At 66.8% G+C, this 16,976-nt stretch carries 14 protein-coding genes; 9 read left to right on the forward strand and 5 right to left on the reverse strand.

The window, feature by feature from the left end:
* Positions 1-38 precede the first annotated feature (38 nt).
* Positions 39-1,508 carry a glycine betaine/L-proline transporter ProP gene (gene proP, locus ACWMMN_RS33625; protein ID WP_340625897.1) on the reverse strand — a complete coding sequence of 490 codons (1,470 nt, stop codon included), beginning with the start codon at positions 1,506-1,508 and terminating at the stop codon, positions 39-41.
* 464 nt (positions 1,509-1,972) lie between these two features.
* Here proP and ACWMMN_RS33630 point away from each other — a divergent pair, with 464 nt between their 5' ends.
* Positions 1,973-2,500, forward strand: coding sequence for a hypothetical protein (locus tag ACWMMN_RS33630; protein ID WP_340625898.1), 528 nt, complete (start codon positions 1,973-1,975; stop codon positions 2,498-2,500).
* Between the two features lie 74 nt (positions 2,501-2,574).
* Here the strand turns inward: ACWMMN_RS33630 and ACWMMN_RS33635 are convergent, their stop codons facing one another.
* Both ACWMMN_RS33635 and ACWMMN_RS33640 read right to left on the reverse strand, forming a co-directional pair.
* Positions 2,575-3,963: an MFS transporter gene (locus ACWMMN_RS33635; RefSeq protein ID WP_340625899.1), complete on the reverse strand. Its 1,389-nt coding sequence runs from the start codon at positions 3,961-3,963 to the stop codon at positions 2,575-2,577.
* 131 nt (positions 3,964-4,094) lie between these two features.
* Positions 4,095-5,018 carry a LysR family transcriptional regulator gene (locus tag ACWMMN_RS33640; RefSeq protein ID WP_174992328.1) on the reverse strand — a complete coding sequence of 308 codons (924 nt, stop codon included), beginning with the start codon at positions 5,016-5,018 and terminating at the stop codon, positions 4,095-4,097.
* Between the two features lie 119 nt (positions 5,019-5,137).
* Between ACWMMN_RS33640 and ACWMMN_RS33645 the strand changes: the two genes are divergently transcribed.
* The 8 genes from ACWMMN_RS33645 (at position 5,138) to ACWMMN_RS33680 (ending at position 12,546) form a co-directional block, all read left to right on the forward strand.
* On the forward strand, positions 5,138-5,716 hold the full coding sequence (locus tag ACWMMN_RS33645; protein WP_059241337.1) for a YceI family protein: 579 nt from the start codon (positions 5,138-5,140) through the stop codon (positions 5,714-5,716).
* Positions 5,717-5,743: 27 nt separating this feature from the next.
* Complete coding sequence (locus tag ACWMMN_RS33650) at positions 5,744-6,349, forward strand: FMN-dependent NADH-azoreductase (RefSeq protein ID WP_059241338.1); 606 nt, start codon at positions 5,744-5,746, stop codon at positions 6,347-6,349.
* Positions 6,350-6,385: 36 nt separating this feature from the next.
* The gene (locus ACWMMN_RS33655; RefSeq protein WP_174992329.1) at positions 6,386-7,237 is read left to right on the forward strand and encodes a pirin family protein; all 852 of its coding nucleotides are present in this window, start codon (positions 6,386-6,388) and stop codon (positions 7,235-7,237) included.
* A gap of 331 nt (positions 7,238-7,568) precedes the next feature.
* Complete coding sequence (locus tag ACWMMN_RS33660; RefSeq protein ID WP_486424394.1) at positions 7,569-8,531, forward strand: ABC transporter substrate-binding protein; 963 nt, start codon at positions 7,569-7,571, stop codon at positions 8,529-8,531.
* A 75-nt stretch (positions 8,532-8,606) separates the two neighbouring features.
* Positions 8,607-10,121, forward strand: coding sequence for a sugar ABC transporter ATP-binding protein (locus tag ACWMMN_RS33665; protein WP_486424395.1), 1,515 nt, complete (start codon positions 8,607-8,609; stop codon positions 10,119-10,121).
* The gene (locus tag ACWMMN_RS33670) at positions 10,118-11,158 is read left to right on the forward strand and encodes an ABC transporter permease (RefSeq protein WP_486424396.1); all 1,041 of its coding nucleotides are present in this window, start codon (positions 10,118-10,120) and stop codon (positions 11,156-11,158) included. Before ACWMMN_RS33665 ends, ACWMMN_RS33670 begins: the two co-directional genes overlap by 4 nt.
* Positions 11,155-12,258 carry a galactofuranose ABC transporter, permease protein YjfF gene (yjfF, locus tag ACWMMN_RS33675; RefSeq protein WP_486424397.1) on the forward strand — a complete coding sequence of 368 codons (1,104 nt, stop codon included), beginning with the start codon at positions 11,155-11,157 and terminating at the stop codon, positions 12,256-12,258. The genes ACWMMN_RS33670 and yjfF overlap by 4 nt, the downstream gene beginning before the upstream one ends.
* An 18-nt stretch (positions 12,259-12,276) precedes the next feature.
* Positions 12,277-12,546, forward strand: a complete 270-nt coding sequence (locus ACWMMN_RS33680; RefSeq protein WP_174992332.1) for a hypothetical protein — start codon at positions 12,277-12,279, stop codon at positions 12,544-12,546.
* A gap of 37 nt (positions 12,547-12,583) precedes the next feature.
* On the opposite strand, the gene ACWMMN_RS33685 is transcribed toward ACWMMN_RS33680, so the two are convergent.
* Both ACWMMN_RS33685 and ACWMMN_RS33690 read right to left on the reverse strand, forming a co-directional pair.
* Positions 12,584-14,932, reverse strand: a complete 2,349-nt coding sequence (locus tag ACWMMN_RS33685) for a sensor histidine kinase (protein ID WP_486424398.1) — start codon at positions 14,930-14,932, stop codon at positions 12,584-12,586.
* Complete coding sequence (locus tag ACWMMN_RS33690; protein WP_059241346.1) at positions 14,925-15,758, reverse strand: response regulator transcription factor; 834 nt, start codon at positions 15,756-15,758, stop codon at positions 14,925-14,927. Before ACWMMN_RS33690 ends, ACWMMN_RS33685 begins: the two co-directional genes overlap by 8 nt.
* Positions 15,759-16,976: the final 1,218 nt, after the last annotated feature.

Consider the following 16,976-nt stretch of genomic DNA (forward strand, 5'->3'; position numbering starts at 1 on the left):
AGCGCATGCCGCACGGCGTCGCGTCACGCCAGACTGCATCAAGCGCGTTCGCCGGCCGGCGTGAACTTCCTGCCGGGTACACGGGCTTCGTCCGCATGCCCGCGCACGAGGCTCAGCGCTTCCGCGCGGCTGGCCACGCACGGCCCGGAGCCGGGCAGCGGCTGCCGCGCCGTCTCGCGCAGCGCGAGCACCGACACGATGCCGATGAACGAGGCGCCCATCAGGTAGTACGCGGGCATCATCAGGTCGCCGGTGCGATCGACCAGCCACGCGGTGACGAGCGGCGTCGTGCCGCCGAACAGCGACACCGACACGTTGAAGCCGATCGCGAGCGCGCCGTAGCGGATCCGCGTCGGGAACAGCGCCGGCAGCGCCGACGGCATCACGCCCGTGAACGTCGACAGCAGGATGCCGTAGATCAGCATCCCGCCGAACACCGGCAGCATGCCGCCGGTGCGGATCAGCATCAGCGCGGGCACCGACAGCACGAGCAGGCCCACGCAGCCGGCCATCATCACCGGCTTGCGGCCGACCTTGTCCGACAGGTGCCCGGCGTACAGCGTCATCGGCATCATCAGCACCATCACGAGCAGCACCATGAACAGCCCGTGCGATTCGCGGAAGTGCAGTGTCGCGGACAGATAGTTCGGCAGGTACGACAGCGCCATGTAGTCGGTCACGTTGAAGATCAGCACGAGGCCGACACACTGCAGCAGCGGCTTCCACTGTTCGGCGAGCAGCGTCGCGAAGCGTTGCTTCGGCCGCGCGCGTTCGTCCGCTTCGCGTGCTTCGGCCTCCTTCCTGAACGCCGGCGTTTCCTCGAGTTTCAGCCGCACGTAGAGGCCGACGAGGCCGAGCGGGCCGGCGATGAAGAACGGTACGCGCCAGCCCCACGACAGCAGCGCTTCCTGAGACAGCGTTGCGGTGAGCAGTGCGACGGTCGCCGCGCCGAGCGTATAGCCGATCAGCGTGCCGAATTCGAGGAAGCTGCCCATGAAGCCACGGCGCTTGTCGGTCGAGAATTCGGCGATGAAGGTGGCCGCGCCGCCGTATTCGCCGCCGGTCGAGAAGCCCTGCACGAGGCGGGCGACCAGCAGCAGCACGGGCGCCATGATGCCGATCGACGCGTAGCTGGGGATCAGGCCGATCGCGAAGGTGCCGACGGCCATCATGATCATCGTCGCGGCGAGCACGCGCTGGCGGCCGATGCGGTCGCCGAGCGGGCCGAACACCATGCCGCCGAGCGGGCGCACGAGAAACGCGGCCGCGAACGTGCCGAAGGTCGCGAGCAACTGCGCGGACGGGCTGCTGGACGGGAAGAACACCTTGCCGAGCGTGACGGCGATGTAGCTGTAGACGCCGAAGTCGAACCATTCCATCGCATTGCCGAACGCCATCGCACCGACTGCCCGCTTGAGGACGGCAGGGTCGACGATCGTGATGTCATCCAGCTTGACGGACTGGCGCGAAGATCGCGATTTCGCAGGGTGCGCTTGCGACGGGCTCAATGAACTCTCCTGGAATTGCCTTGGCAGCCGGCCGGGCTGGAATGCAGTGGAGTCGTGCGGGCCGAGGAGCAGCGAAGGCGGATGTCTCGGGGGCCTCGATGTCGGTGACGTGACGGGCGTTGCGGGCGACACCGGGCAAGTGTGTTGTGAGAGCCAGTTTAGAGAAACGGGTGCAGCCGACTATCGGTCATGCGCCCGGAACCCGGTTGTAAACGACACGGAAGGAACGGTGGCTGCCCATCGTTTCGATGCTCATCAACATCTGCAATCGTTGGCAACGTCGGGTGGAAACCGGGGCAACGCGCACGAGATGAACAAAAGCCATCTGCCGCCGTCTTTGGTGGTAGCGTAGCGTCTCCCGATCGGCCATGACGCAACAGACGATCACTATCAACGGGCGCTGGTGCCGGATAACGGCAGCATCGACTCGCCAGAGGTACTGTCGCCCGAGGCAGGGTGTTGCGATGTCCCGCGAGACGTTCGCACTGCCGCTCGATGGCGGGGCGATCCCGGTTACTTGTTTTTCTCGATTCTCGATGATGACGCTATCCAAGCTCACTGCATGCGCATGGATCCTCGTCGCGACCGTCGCCAACGTGACGTATGCCCGCGATCTGGACAAGCGCGACCCTGACCGCGCCCCTATACTGGCCGCCGTTCACCGGCTGAACGACCGCGAACCGGACCTGAAGGATTACCACTATTTCGTGGTCGATCTGATCGAGGATCGAGATGCCGCCTTCGCATGCGTGGCATTGACGGATAAGGGCGGCAGCCTGGAGATGACGGATGACCAGGCCGAGATCATGAAGTTCGCGCTGGACAAGCGCAGCGCGCAATGGGTCGCAACCGATCTCGGCGGCGTGGGATTTGCAGCCGGTGCGAAGCCGGTGCAATCGGATTGCAAGGTGGAAGGCCGTATCGTCAACACGCGCGATGATGTGAATATCGCGTTGAAGGCAACGGGGCACAAGCCATTCTCCCCGCGTTGACCGCGGAGAGTGCCCGGGAGACCGACAGGCCGGTGGCGACTTGCCGGATCTGAGGGTTGCCGCGACGGCTGTCGTTACGTATTCGCGGAAACCTCCGCCGCGGAAGTCACGGCCGCGCCCGCCGACTCATCGGCCAGCGCCCAGCGCTTCACGAGCGTCGCGATCACGAGCACGGCCACCGCACCGGCCAGCGGCGCGACGGCCATGATCGGAAGAATCTGGCCGAGGCCCAGCCCCGCGCTCAGGAGGGCCGCACCGGCAAACGCGCTGCCGATCGCGCCCAGCCGTCCGAACGCATGCATCCAGCTCAATCCGGTCGAGCGCGCGACGGTCGGGTAGAAGCGCGCGGTCAGCGCGTTCATGCCGGTATTCGTGCCGGGAATGAACCATCCCCACGCAAACGCGAGAACCTGCAGCGCCCCGAACGTCGACTGCATCCCGTGCACGGCCCACAGCGACAGTGCCGCCAGGCAAAAACTCGCGGCGATCACCCGGTAGCGGTCGAAGCGATCCATCAGCCAGCCGATCGCGACCGAGCCCAGCGTGCCGCCCCAGTTCAGGAAGCCGACCATGATCGCGCCCTGTGCGCTCGTATAGCCGGCGTCTTTCGCCATCGTCGGCAGCCAGTTGTACAGCAGGTAAAGGACGAACAGCCCGACGAAGTAGCACAGCCAGATCAGGACCGTGCCTGCGATATAGCGTGTCGACAGGATCGTGCCGATCGCGCCGCCTTTCACCTTCGGTTGCGCGGGCAGGAAGAATCGCGTGTCGGCGGGCACGGGTGTGCGGCCGATTGCGGAAAGGATCTTCGCGATCAGTTCGGGACGCTTGTTCTGAACCGTCAGGAATGCGACTGATTCAGGCAGCCACAGCATGAGAAGCGGCACGCATGCGACGGCCAGCGCACCGCCCACGGTCAGCATCGTGCGCCACCCGTAGCTCGGGATGATCCATGCCGCGATGAACCCGCACAGCGCGGCGCCGACCGTGAAGCCGCTGTACACGACCGTCACGAGAAACGAGCGCCGGCGCTCCGGCACGTACTCGGACCACAGCGTCACGACGTTCGGCATCACGGCGCCGAGGCCGAGCCCGGTGACGAAGCGGATCGGCAGCATCGTCGCGAGCGACGTCGCATGCGCGGTGGCCAGCGTGCCGACGCCGATGATCAGCACGCTCGCGACCAGCACGCGCTTGCGTCCGAACCGGTCGGCGATCGGGCCGCCCAACAGCGCGCCGGCCGCCAGACCGAACAACGCGGCGCTGAGCACCGGCGCCAGTGCGCTCTTCGTGACGCCCCATTCCTTGATGAGTTCCGGCACGACGAAGCCGATGATGACGGTATCCCAGCCGTCCAGCGAGATCACGACGAACGTGAGCAGCCCCACGAGCCACTGAAACGGGCTGACTGCGCGCGCGTCGATGAATTCCCGGACGTTGACGGATCTTCCTGCTGCCGGCATGGCTGTCTCCTGCGATGGGGCTCCGCGCCCTTGCATTGGCGTCAGTCGGTACCCGACGCGATGCCCCGCAGTGTTCGTGCGCCGAAATTCCGCGTCCAACAAGAAATTCCGTTCGCCGCGACAACGAAACGTTATCGGTCGGCCGCGGGCTCCGGGTACCCCGGTATCCCTTGACCGAGCTTCTCCAGCAGAAACTCGGCGACGACCGTGACCGCCGGCGGCAGAGGCGGGCGGCTCGTATAGACGAGCTGCAGCCCGAGGCCCGGGCTCGATCGCCGATAGGACGGCAGCACGCGCACCAGCTTGCCTTGCTCGATCGCCGGTTCGGCGATCAGTTGCGGCACCAGCGCGATGCCGAGCCCGGCGATGCACGCCTGCACGACCACGCGCATGTCGTTGACCGAGAAACGGCCGTCGATCGAGATTTCCTGCGTGCCGCGCGGCCCCTGCAGGCGCCACATGCTGCGCCCCTGGCGGCTGGACACCGTCAGGCAATCGTGACCGGCCAGTTCGCGCGGCGTGCGCGGCGCGGCGCACCGTTTCAGATAAGCGGGGCTGGCGGCGAGGATCATCGTACCCGGCGCGATCCGGCGCACGCGAAAGCTGCCGCCCGTCTCGATGCCGATGCGCAGCGCGAGGTCGATGCGCTCGCCGATCAGGTCGGACGGCGTGTCGTCGAGCAGGAAGTCGAGGCTGATTTGCGGATAGCGCGCATAGAACTCGGCCAGCCATTCGAACTGGAAAAATTCGAACAGGCCGGCCATTGCCGCCACGCGCACGGTGCCGGATGGTTCCTGCCCGTGCGCATGCTGCCGCTCGATCTCGAAGATCCGGTCGAGCGCCGGCGCATAGCGCTCGAATAGCGCCTGGCCTTCGGTGCTCGGTGCGAGCTTGCGGGTCGAGCGGTGCAGCAGGCGCGTGCCGATATGCCCCTCGAGCTGGTCGATGCGCCGGCTCAGCGTATTGGCCGGCATGCGCAGGCGCCGCGCGGCCTCCGAGAAACTGCCGGCCCGGACGACCTGGACGAACAGCGCGAGATCATTCAGATCGAGCATCGGATTCCTCCAAAAATGGATTAATCAAATCCTATTTATCCGTCTAGTGTAAAGCAGCTTCCATCTCCATACTGGCCTCACGCTACAGACGAACCCCCTGAAGTCTCAAGGAGATTGAATTGAAGAAGCATCTGACGATCGCGATTGGCGCGCTCGCTGCATCGCTGTCGCTTTCCGCATTCGCGGCCGCATCGACGTACCAGCTCGATCCGAGCCACACGTACCCGAGCTTTGAAGCCGACCACATGGGCGGCCTGTCGGTCTGGCGCGGCAAGTTCGACAAGTCGGGCGGCACCGTGACGCTCGACCGCGCGGCGAAGACGGGCACGGTCGACGTGACGACCGACATCACGTCGATCCGCACGGGCAGCGCGAAGCTCGACGAGCACCTGCAGACGGCCGAGTTCTTCGACGCGGCGAAGTTTCCGCAGGCGAACTACAAGGGCACGATCAAGTTCGACGGCGACAAGCCGGTATCGGTGGTCGGCAACCTGACGCTGCATGGCGTCACGAAGCCGGTGACGCTGAAGATCGACTCATTCAATTGCATGCCGCACCCGATGCTCAAGCGTGAAGTGTGCGGCGTCGACGCCGTCGGCGAATTCGACCGCAGCGACTTCGGCCTCGACTACGGCAAGCAGTACGGCTTCCGGATGAAGACGAAGTTGCTCATCACGGCCGAAGCCCTCAAGCAGTAATCGCGTCATCCCGTTCGGAGATTCCTCATGAAACTGCTGCATATCGATTCCAGCATCCTCGGCCAAGGCTCGGTCAGCCGCGAACTGTCGGCGGATATCGTCGCGACCTTGCGTGCTCGCGATCCCGGCCTCACGGTGACGCGACTCGACCTCGCCGCGACGCCGATCGGCCATCTGACGGCCGGTCACCTCGCCGCCGCGCAAGGCGCGCCGGTTGACGACGCGCTGAAGGCGGACGTCGAGATCGGCCAGCACGCGCTCGACGCATTCCTCGCGGCCGACATCGTGGTCGTCGGCGCGCCGATGTACAACTTCGGCATCGCGTCGCAACTGAGGGCGTGGATCGACCGCATCCTGGTGGCCGGCAAGACGTTCCGCTACGGCGAGAACGGGGCGGTCGGACTGTGCGGCGCCAAGAAGCTGGTCATCGCATCGTCGCGCGGCGGCGTGTACAGCGCAGGGGCGCCGGTGGCATCGCTCGATCATCAGGAAACCTATCTGAAAGATGTGCTCGGCTTTATCGGCGTCACGGACATCACGTTCATTCGTGCGGAAGGCGTCGCGATGGGGCCGGACAAGCGCAGCGACGCCATTGCATCGGCGAAGGAAGCGGTAGCGGCCCTCGCAGCCTGACGCGCCGGGCCGGATGCCGGTCACAGGAGAACCACCATGTTGCATGCCTTCGAATCTGGTCCGGGGACCATCGGCGCCTGCCGCCGTATCGTGCTTCGCACGCATGGCCACGCGAACGGGCCGGTCGTCCGGATGGTCAGCCCGTCCGATGTCGGCGAGATCATCAAGCCGTTCGTCTTTCTCGACCTGATCGACACGCAGGCGCCGATCGGGCAGCCGTCCTTCGGCTGGCACCCGCATTCGGGCATCGCGACGCTGACGCTCGCGATCGACGGGCACGGCACCTATGCGGAATCCACCGGCCATGAAGGCGCGATGGCACCCGGCGACATCGAATGGATGAGCGCGGGGCGCGGCGTCTGGCATACGGGTTCCGTGGTGCCGCCGGTCAAGGCGTTCCAGTTGTGGGTTGCGTTGCCGCCGGGGCGCGAGCTGGCGCCGGCGTTCAGCCAGCACTTGTCGATCGACGACATCCCGACCGACGGCCCGGCGCGCGTGCTGCTCGGCCGTCATGGCGACGCGGTCAGCCCCATCGATGCACCGCCGGGCATCAACTATGTCGTCGTCCAGCTGAAGGCAGGCGAGCGCTGGATCTGCCGGCCGCCGCACGGGTATCGGGTTGGCTGGACGGCGGTGATGGACGGCAGCCTGCGTACGCCGGATCCGGTCGGCCAGGGCGAACTGGCCGTGTTCGACTCGTCCGACGCGGGGATCGAATTCGAGGCCGTGACCGACGCGCGCTTCGTGGTCGGTACGGCGATTCCGCATCCGCACGATCTGCATCTGGGTGCCTACTCGGTGCATACGAGCGCCGCCGCGCTGGCGGAAGGCGAGCGCGAAATCGTGCGCGTTGGCCGCGAACTACGCGCCAGGGGTGTGATGCGCTGAGTTGACGGAAGCCGTTTCACGGCGACGCATCGTCCGCCGCTTCGATCCGGCGCAGAACGATCACTTCCCCTCCGTCCGCTGAAACCCGACGGGCCGGCGCATTCCCGCATGCGCCGGCCTTCGCGCGTTTAGGTGTTTATACGTATGCCGATTCCGATATCGCTTCAATCCAATATTTCATTGGAAGGTTATCGGGCTTGTTCCTAGACTGATGCGGGGCAGGCAGACCGGGCCGGCCGCACGCGCCGGCCGGCGCAGCCCCGATCCGCGCCAGCGCCACGCAGAAACAGAACAGCGCCGCGGCAGACAACGACATCATCGGAGACGGACCATGACATTCATCAGGAAGCTGGCGGCCGGTGCGCTCGTCGCCGCGGCGACGGTATGGGCGCCGGGCGCGTTCGCGCAGCAGAAGCCGATCACGCTCGGGTTCTCGCAGGTCGGCGCGGAGAGTGCGTGGCGCACCGCGAACACCGTGTCGGTGAAGGGCGCGGCGAAGGACGCCGGCATCAACCTGAAGTTTTCCGATGCGCAGCAGAAGCAGGAGAACCAGATCCGTGCGATCCGCTCGTTCATCGCGCAGAAGGTCGACGTGATCGCGTTCTCGCCGGTCGTCGAGTCGGGCTGGGAGCCGGTGCTGACCGAAGCGAAGGCCGCGCACATCCCGGTGATCCTGACCGACCGCGCGGTCGACGTGAAGGATCCGTCGCTGTACGTGACGATGATCGGCTCGGACTTCCTCGAGGAAGGGCGGCGCGCGGGTCACTGGATGGAAGAGCACTACAGGAACGATGCCGGCCCGGTCAACATCGTCGAGCTGCAGGGCACGGTCGGTTCGGCACCGGCCAACGATCGCCGCGCGGGCCTGCTCGAAGTGATCAGGAGCAATCCGAAATTCAAGGTGATCGCGTCGCAAAGCGGCGACTTCACGCTCGCCGGCGGCAAGCAGGTGATGGAAGCGTTCGCGAAGACCTACGGCAAGCAGATCAACGTCGTCTACGCACACAACGACGACATGGCGCTCGGCGCGATCCAGGCGATGGAGGAAGCGGGGATCAAGCCCGGCAAGGACGTGAGCGTCGTGTCGTTCGACGCGACGAAGGGCGGCTTCCAGGCGATGGTCGCCGGCAAGATCAACGTCGATGTCGAATGCAGCCCGCTGCTCGGCCCGCAACTGATGAGCGCCGTGAAGGACGTCGTCGCCGGCAAGGCGCTGCCCAAGCGCATCGTGACGAACGAGACCGTGTTCCCGATGAGCGTCGCGGCGCAGGTGATGCCGACCCGCAAGTACTGACCGGTCCGGCAGATCCGGCACGGGCCGCCGCGCCGCGGCCGCCCGGACGATGGCAACCGCTTCGAGGGAGGATGCATGGAGAGTCCGCCGGTGGTCGAGATGATCGGCATCGACAAGTCGTTTCCGGGCGTCAGCGCGCTGCAGCGCGTGAACTTCCGGCTGTTTCCGGGCGAGATCCACGCACTGATGGGCCAGAACGGCGCGGGCAAGTCGACGCTGATCAACGTGCTCACCGGCGTGCAAGCGTACGACGCGGGCGAGATTCGCGTCGGCGGCCGGCCGGTGTGCTTCGCCGCGCCGCGCGAGGCCGAGGCGGCCGGCATTCAGACGCTCTACCAGGAAGTGAACCTGTGCGCGAACCTGTCGGTCGCCGAGAATATCTTCGCGGGCCGGCAGCCGATGCGCCGAGGCGCGATCGACTGGAACGCGATCCATGCGCGCTCGCGCGCGGCGCTGGCCGAACTGGACCTGACGCTCGACGTCACGCGCTCGCTCGATGCCTATCCGATCGCCGTGCAGCAGATGGTCGCGATTGCGCGCGCGGTGTCCGTCGACGCGCGCGTGCTGATTCTCGACGAGCCGACATCGAGCCTCGACGACGGCGAAGTCGTGCGGCTGTTCGACGTGCTGCGCCGGCTGAAGGCGTCGGGCATCGCGATCCTGTTCGTCACGCACTTTCTCGAGCAGACCTACGCGGTGTCCGACCGGATCACCGTGATGCGCAACGGCGAGCGCGAAGGCGAGTATCGGGCGCGCGACCTGCCGGTCGATGCGCTGGTCGCGAAGATGACCGGCCGCGAACGGATGTCCGACACGCTGCAGGCCGGTGCGGCGGCGGTCGAGCGTACGGCCGGCGACGCCGTGCCGTTCCTGTCGATGCAGCAGGTCGGGCGGCGCGGGATGATGAACGCGCTCGATCTCGACGTGCACCCGGGCGAAATTGTCGGGCTGGCCGGGCTGCTCGGCTCGGGGCGCACGGAGACCGCGCAGCTGGCATTCGCCGCCGAGCGGCCGGACATCGGCGCGATCGAGATCGACGGCGCGCGCAGGCGGCTCGCCTCGCCGCACGATGCGGTCCGCCACGGTATCGCGTACTGCCCGGAGGATCGCAAGAAGGAGGGTATCGTCGCCGCGCTGTCGATCCGCGAGAACATCATCCTTGCGCTGCAGGCGCGACGCGGCTGGTGGCGGCTGATCGGGCGCGCGCGCCAGCGCGAGATCGCCGATACGTACCTCGTGCGGCTCGGCATCAAGGCGCGCGACGCCGAGCAGCCGATCGGGCTGCTGTCGGGCGGCAACCAGCAGAAGGTGCTGCTCGCGCGCTGGCTCGCGACGGATCCGAAGCTGCTGATTCTCGACGAGCCGACGCGCGGCATCGACGTCGCCGCGAAGTTCGACATCATGGAGCGCGTGCTCGCGCTGTGCGCGACCGGGCTCGCGATCCTGTTCATCTCGTCGGAGATCGGCGAGGTCGTGCGCGTCAGCCACCGGATCGCAGTGCTGCGCGACCGGCGCAAGGTCGCCGAACTGACCGGCGCCGACGCATCCGAGGAGCAGGTGTACCGGCTGATCGCGGGAGGCCAGTCATGACGCGGCTGTGCACGCTGTTTCGTCATCCGCTCGCGTGGCCGGCGCTGACGCTCGCGCTGCTGTTCGCGCTCGACGTCGCGCATCGTCCGGGCTTCCTGTCGATCGCGCTGCTCGACGGTCATCTGTTCGGCGCGCCGATCGATATCCTGAACCGCGCAGCGCCGCTCGTGATCGTGTCGCTCGGGATGACGCTCGTGATCGCAACGCGCGGGATCGACATCTCGGTTGGTGCGATCGTCGCGATTGCAGGCGCGGCCGCGGCGATCGTGCTCGATGCGGACCCGTCGCGGGTCGGCACGGCACTCGCGGCCGCGCTCGGCGTCGGGTTGCTGGCCGGCGCATGGAATGGCCTGCTCGTCGCGTTCGTCGGGATGCAGCCGATCATCGCGACGCTGATCCTGATGGTGGCCGGGCGCGGCGTCGCGCAACTGCTGACGGGCGGCCAGATCATCCCGATCGGCGCGCCGGGCTACCTCGCGCTCGGCGGCGGCTATCTCGCGGCTGTCCCGTGCGCGGTGTGGATCGCCCTCGCGACGATCGCCGCGGCCGCGCTGCTGGTGAACCGCACGGCGCTCGGGCTGTTCATCCGCGCGATCGGCGTGAACCCGGTCGCGACGCGGCTCGTCGGGCTGCGCTCGGGCGCGGTCGTGTTCGGCGTGTATCTGGGCTCGGGCGTGCTGTCGGCGCTCGCCGGCATCCTCGCGAGCTCGAACGTGCGCAGCGCCGACGGCAACAACGCGGGGCTGCTGCTCGAGCTCGACGCGATCCTCGCCGTGACGCTCGGCGGCACGTCGCTGCTCGGCGGCCGCTTCAGCCTCGCCGGTTCCGTGCTCGGCGCGCTGATCATCCAGACGCTCACCTACACGACCTATTCGATCGGCGTGCCGCCGGAGGCGACGCTCGTCGTCAAGGCGGTCGTCGTGATCGTCGTGACGCTGATCCAGTCGGAGGCGGCGCGCGCGCTCGTCGTCCGGCATGCGTCGCGGCTGCTGCCTTCCGCGCGTTCGCGCGCCACCTCCGGAGCGACGCACCGATGACCCGATTCCTTGGCCGGCTCGCCGACCCGCGCACGCTGCCGATCGTCGTGACGATCGTGCTGTTCGCCGCGCTGTTCGGTTTCGGGTCCGTGATGTACACGGGATTTTTCTCGATGCAGGTGCTGACCGGGCTGCTCGTCGACAACGCGTTCCTGCTGATCGTCGCGATCGGGATGACGTTCGTGATCGTATCGGGCGGCATCGACCTGTCGGTTGGCTCTGTGGTTGCGCTAACAACCATATTGTGCGCAGTCGGCGCCGAGCGGCTGCACTGGCCCGTGTGGGTGATCGTGCCGCTCGTGCTGACGTTCGGCGCGCTGTACGGCGCGGCGATGGGCGCGCTGATCCATTACTTCCGTTTGCAGCCGTTCATCGTCACGCTCGCCGGGATGTTTCTCGCGCGCGGCGCGTGCTTCCTGATCACGACGCAGTCGATCACGATCAACGAACCGACGTTCCATGCGATCGCGGGCGTCAGCGTGCCGGTCGGTGGCGGGATGCTGAGCGCGGGCGCGCTGATCGCGCTCGCGACGCTGGCCGTCTCGCTCTACATCGCGCATTTCACGCGTTTCGGCCGCAACGTGTATGCGATCGGCGGCAACGAGCGCTCGGCGCTGCTGATGGGGCTGCCGGTCGCGCGTACGAAGATCGGCGTGTATGCGTTGAGCGGCTTCTGTTCGGCGCTCGGCGGCGTGGTGTTCACGCTGTACGTGCTGTCGGGCTACGGATTGCAGGCGCAGGGGATGGAGCTCGACGCGATCGCCGCGACCGTGATCGGCGGCACGTTGCTGACGGGCGGCGTGGGCTATGTCGTGGGCTCGGTGTTCGGTGTCGCCATCCTCGGCACGATCCAGGTGCTGATCACGTTCGACGGCACGTTGAGTTCGTGGTGGACGCGGATCGTGATCGGCGCGCTGCTGTGCGTGTTCTGCGTGCTGCAGCGGGTGATCGAACGGCATGCCGCGCGACGGCGCACCGGCGGCACGGGGCTGGGTACGCGGCAACCGGCGCGCGACAGCGCGCCCGCGCGGCGGGCATCGCCGGAGGAACATGCGGCGCGGGTTGCAACGATGCGGCGGCTGCAGGACGGCCGATCATGATTCCGCGAGGAGAACGGCATGACGCGCAATGACGTGACGGCGAGCGGTGCCGGTACGCTGGCCGTCGAACCCGGCCGCCGGCCGCTGCTCGACCTGGGCGATGCGCGCGACTGCCGGATCGTGGCCGATGCGCTGCGCGTGCTGCTGCGCGAGCGCTCGGAAGCGCTGGCGTTCGCGATGCGCGTGGCCGACGAGCATGGCCGCCCGCGCCCGGAGGCGGGCGAATTCGGGTTGACGGACATCATTCGTCTCGCCCGCGTCGTCGAACGGGCCGATCGGCAGCGATAGCGGACTCGGGGTGAAACGCGCGAGCGGCGCTGCGCCGTCAGGCCGCGCCGGCTGAGCCTGTCTCGGCATCGAATGACGCATCCGCGACGCGTGCGCGTTTCACCGAGCCGGCCAGCTTCTCGATCGCGGGCAGGTCCAGTGCCTCGAGGTGTTCGCGCACGTGCTGCGCGAAGGCTTCGTAATCCGGCGCATCCGCAACCTGGCCGAGCCATTGCTCGATATCGGTGAGCCGCCCGTCGCGGGCGAGCCGGATCAGTTCGTCGAGCGCGTCGTCGGGCGGGCCGTCCATCGCGGGCGCGGCGCGTTCCGGCCCGGCATCGTCGCCCGGATGAAGCCGCCGGACGAGTTCCGACGCCGGCACGAGCGCATGCCCGACGGCCGGCGCGACGATCGCGAACGAGAACGCCGTGCCGACGCCCGGCTGGCTGGCGACCGCCAGTTCGCCGCCCATGGCGCCGACGATGCGCTGTGCGATGAACAGGCCGAGCCCGGTTCCGCCGTTCACGGCCTGCACCTGCTGGTACGCGCGGAAGATGTCGCGAGTGCCGCTGATGTCGATCCCGATACCCGTATCGGCGACCTCGAACAGCAGGCGCCACGCATCGCCTTCGCGCGCCGCATGCACCGACAGCGTGACGGTGCCGTCGCGCGTGAACTTCGACGCGTTGGACAGCAGGTTCAGCAGCACCTGCTGCAGCCGCATCCCGTCGATCGACACCGTGCGCGGCAGCGGCGTGGCCGGCCGGTAGACGAACCGGTTGTCCTGCTGCGCACACAGCGCGAGCGCGTAGTGGCCGAGATCGTCGAGCAGGCCGGGCAGGTCGGTCGTGTCGGGCGTCACGCCGAGCGGCTGCAGCTCGGCCTTCGTGAACGCGAGCAGTTCGTCGATCAGCGTGAGCTGGTAGCGGATGCTGCGGTCGATCGACCGGATCAGCCGCGCCTGGCTGTGCGTCGCGCTCTGCAGCAGCAGCTTCGCATAGCCGTTGATCGTGGACAGCGGCGCGCGCAGGTCGTGACTGACATAACCGAGCGTCTCGATCTTCTGCTGCATGTGGGTCGTCACCTGTTGCAACGCGTCGTTGAGCGCGACCGTGCGTCTCGCGACTTCGTCGCGCAGGCGATCCTGTTCGGTGAGCTGCCAGTGTTCGAGCCGCTTGCGCGCCTCGGTGCGCTGGCGGCCCACGTGGTGGATCCACGCGGCCAGCACCAGCAGGTGCGTGGCGAGCCCGACGATCGCGATGACCGGGTTCGGGTAGATGTCGGACTTGAGCCAGAACAGTACCGGCGGCAGCGCGTTCATGCCGTCGAGCACGCGGATCAGCATGTTGAAGGTGGCGATCGCGATCGCGATCAGCATCACGCGGCCGGTCGGCGTCCGGCGGATCGCGAGCAGCAGCGCGAGGCTGATGTTGACGATCCCCAGCACCGCGTTCAACCGCAGGCAAAACCACGTGAAGGTCAGCAGGTCGCCGCCTGCGGCGCCCGCCATGCCGATGCATTCGAGCGCGAGGAACGCCATGTAGATCGCGCGCAACGGCAGCCTCGCCTGCTCGCGCCGGGCGACCATCAGGATGAAGGCGATGAAGCAGGCGACAGCCACGTACGCGAAGATCACCTCGCCGCGCGCCGACCATTCGCGCAGCGCGGGCGGCAACGCCATTGCCGTATAGCCGCGGTATGCCGCTTCGAACAGCGTCGTACCCAGCGCCAGCGCGGCCAGGACGTGGAACACGCCGCTGCGCGAAAAGAACCCGATCAGCAGCGCGCACCACGCGAGAGCGAGCAGCCCGCCGAAGAAACCGAAGTCCCACATCGTCGCGCGCCGTTCCAGCGCATCCCAGGCCGCACGGGTGAATGCCGCCGGCGCGAGCCGCATTTCCTTGCGTGACGTGACGCGGATCAGCACGGGGAGGCTTTCGCCGGCGGGCAGCGTGACGTCGAGTGCCGGGTAGCGCGCGGGCGGCGCGGTGGCATCGCCGCCCGCGCCGGCGGCCGGGAAACGGCTGTCGAGCGTCCACCGGCCGTTCTGGCCGACGTAGAAGTCGGCATGGTCGACGCGTGCGTCGCGAATTACCAGTACCAGCGGGCGTGCGGCGCTGTCACGGTTGACCAGCGTCGCGCGGACCCACCATGCCGACCGCGAGAACTCGACGTTGAACGTCGATGCGCCGGCCGCAGCCGCGTCTCGCCCCGGCTCGGCGATGCGCGCGGCGACCTGCTCGGCTGTCATCGTCGTGCTCGCGTCCTCGAACACCGACACGGCGTCCAGTTGCGCGGGATTCGGCGCCGGGGCCGCGCGGGCCGTCGCGCAGGTGACGGCCAGTGCCATCAGAAGCAGCAGCACCGCGCGCCATTCGGCTGCCCACGCCGCGCCGCGACTACGCATCGGGATGATGCCCGCCGGGCGTGAGCGGCGCGTTGATCGCATGGCGCTGGCGCCGCCAGTCGGACGGCGTGATGCCGAAGCGTTCGCGGAACGCCGTCGCGAAATTGCCGGGCGTGGAAAAGCCGATTTCCTCGGCGATGTCGCCGATTCCCATCGATGTCTCCGCGAGGAAGTGCATCGCGGCGCGCAGGCGCGTGTCGCGCAGGTACTCGAACACGGTCTGGCCAAGCTGGTCGCGGAACACGCGCGACAGCCGCTTTTCGTGCGTGCCGACCTGCCGGGCGAGTTCCTCGAGCGCCGGCGGATAGCGCAGGTCGCGCAGCAGGACTTCGGCCGCCGCGCGTACGAGGGCCGCATCCGGGTTGGCGGGCATCTCGGGCAGGTGCGCGAACGGCTGGCTGCGCCGCGCGCGCTTCAGGTGGTTGCGGATCCGGGCCAGCACTTCGATCGGCTCGAACGGCTTGACGATGTAGTCGATCGCGCCGGTTTCGAGCCCCGCGATGCGATCCTCGAGATCGCCCGCGGCCGTCAGGATGATGACGGGGATGGACTGCGTCGACGGTGTCGACGCCAGCAGCCGGCATGCAGCGAAACCGTCCATGCGCGGCATGCGGACGTCCATCAGGATCAGGTCGGGCGCGATCGCCTGGGCGCGGTGATACGCCTGCAGTCCGTCGAACGCGACGCTGATCCGGCATCGCGCGGCACGCAGGATTTCGGTCAGGAGCCGCAGGTCGTTCGGGCGATCGTCGACGACAAGAATATGTGCGTCAGCGAGATCCGGCGTGGAGCGAAGCTGCGCCGGGCTGGACGAGCGGGATGACATGGTGGCGGGCGCGGTGGAAGGGTGTTCAGTCGGATCGAAAGCAGCGCTTTCTGCTCAATTGTTGCGAAAAATTATATGTCGACAACAGTGCCGATTGTGAGGATTCCGTGCGGCCCGTGTGGGCATATCCGGCGGGGCGCTGCGCGGTTTCGGCGCCGACGTCGGGTCGAACGAAATGGAGGTGGAAAAACATGCCGAATTGCATTTCGATATCGGTCTTTATTTCCGGATTTTATCGATTGTAGAATCGAATTGGCCCGCGATATGAATTCGGGAGAGTTGTGTCGAAAGACGATTCCTTTCAATGTGAAATAAATGCGCTCAATCGGTGCTGACGCGATTAATGGATTTCTACTGGCCGGTCGAGATTCGATTCGATAAAAACCGGATTGCGAGCCGGAATGTATGAAAGTAAATATCGTCCGCTCGGGAAAAGCTTTTTTCCGCTCGAGAAAAGGTTTGTTTGAACGGATGCCTGCACACTAGCCCCGGCGCGGCTGGAATCGGTTCTTCGAGGGGAACGGCTGTTCGTGGATTCCTTGCCGCTTCCAGATTCGGATGACGCGATATTCAATGTGACATCGAATGATGGCAATTCTCAGGATCTGGGAATGCGATGGCAGACAAGAAAATTGGCACGAGGGTAATACAAATTTCATAATTTTCCGAATATGTTCGTATACAGGACAGGCGGAAAAATTGTGAGGTTGGTCGGGGTGTGACGCATCGACTGGAAAAATCGTCAAGAAAATTCGACCGATTAAATCGATGCGGGGGTCGTTCGGCAAGTCGGGCGCTTTTCCGGAAATCCGGAAAAGCGTTTGACTGCCGGCGGAGAGGGTGAGCGGCTTCGCGTGGGCAGCCGGGCGGTCTGATCCGTCCGGGCACGATCGCGCAGCGCGCTCTCGAATCAGGCGGGCACGAAAAAATATGAGCGCGACAGGCATGGCAGATCAACGCACCGGTTCGAGCGAACCGGATGCGCATGCTTCATACCCGGGGACCACGCGGCGTCATCCTCCTCCTGAATGAATCTTGACGGGCCGTCCCGGGGTGCGGGCCGGCATCCGTCCATCCGGCGTCTGAACGACGTCTTCCCATGACATTCGAGGTCGCCACCGGTTAGACGCGACGGCGCGCGCACGCGGATTCGCGATGCGCGGGGCAGCGCGTCTCCGTCTTTCCCGCGACATCGGCCTTCATGACCCGATAACCGGC

The sequence above is a fragment of the Burkholderia cepacia complex sp. TUM26381 genome, assembly GCF_057439935.1.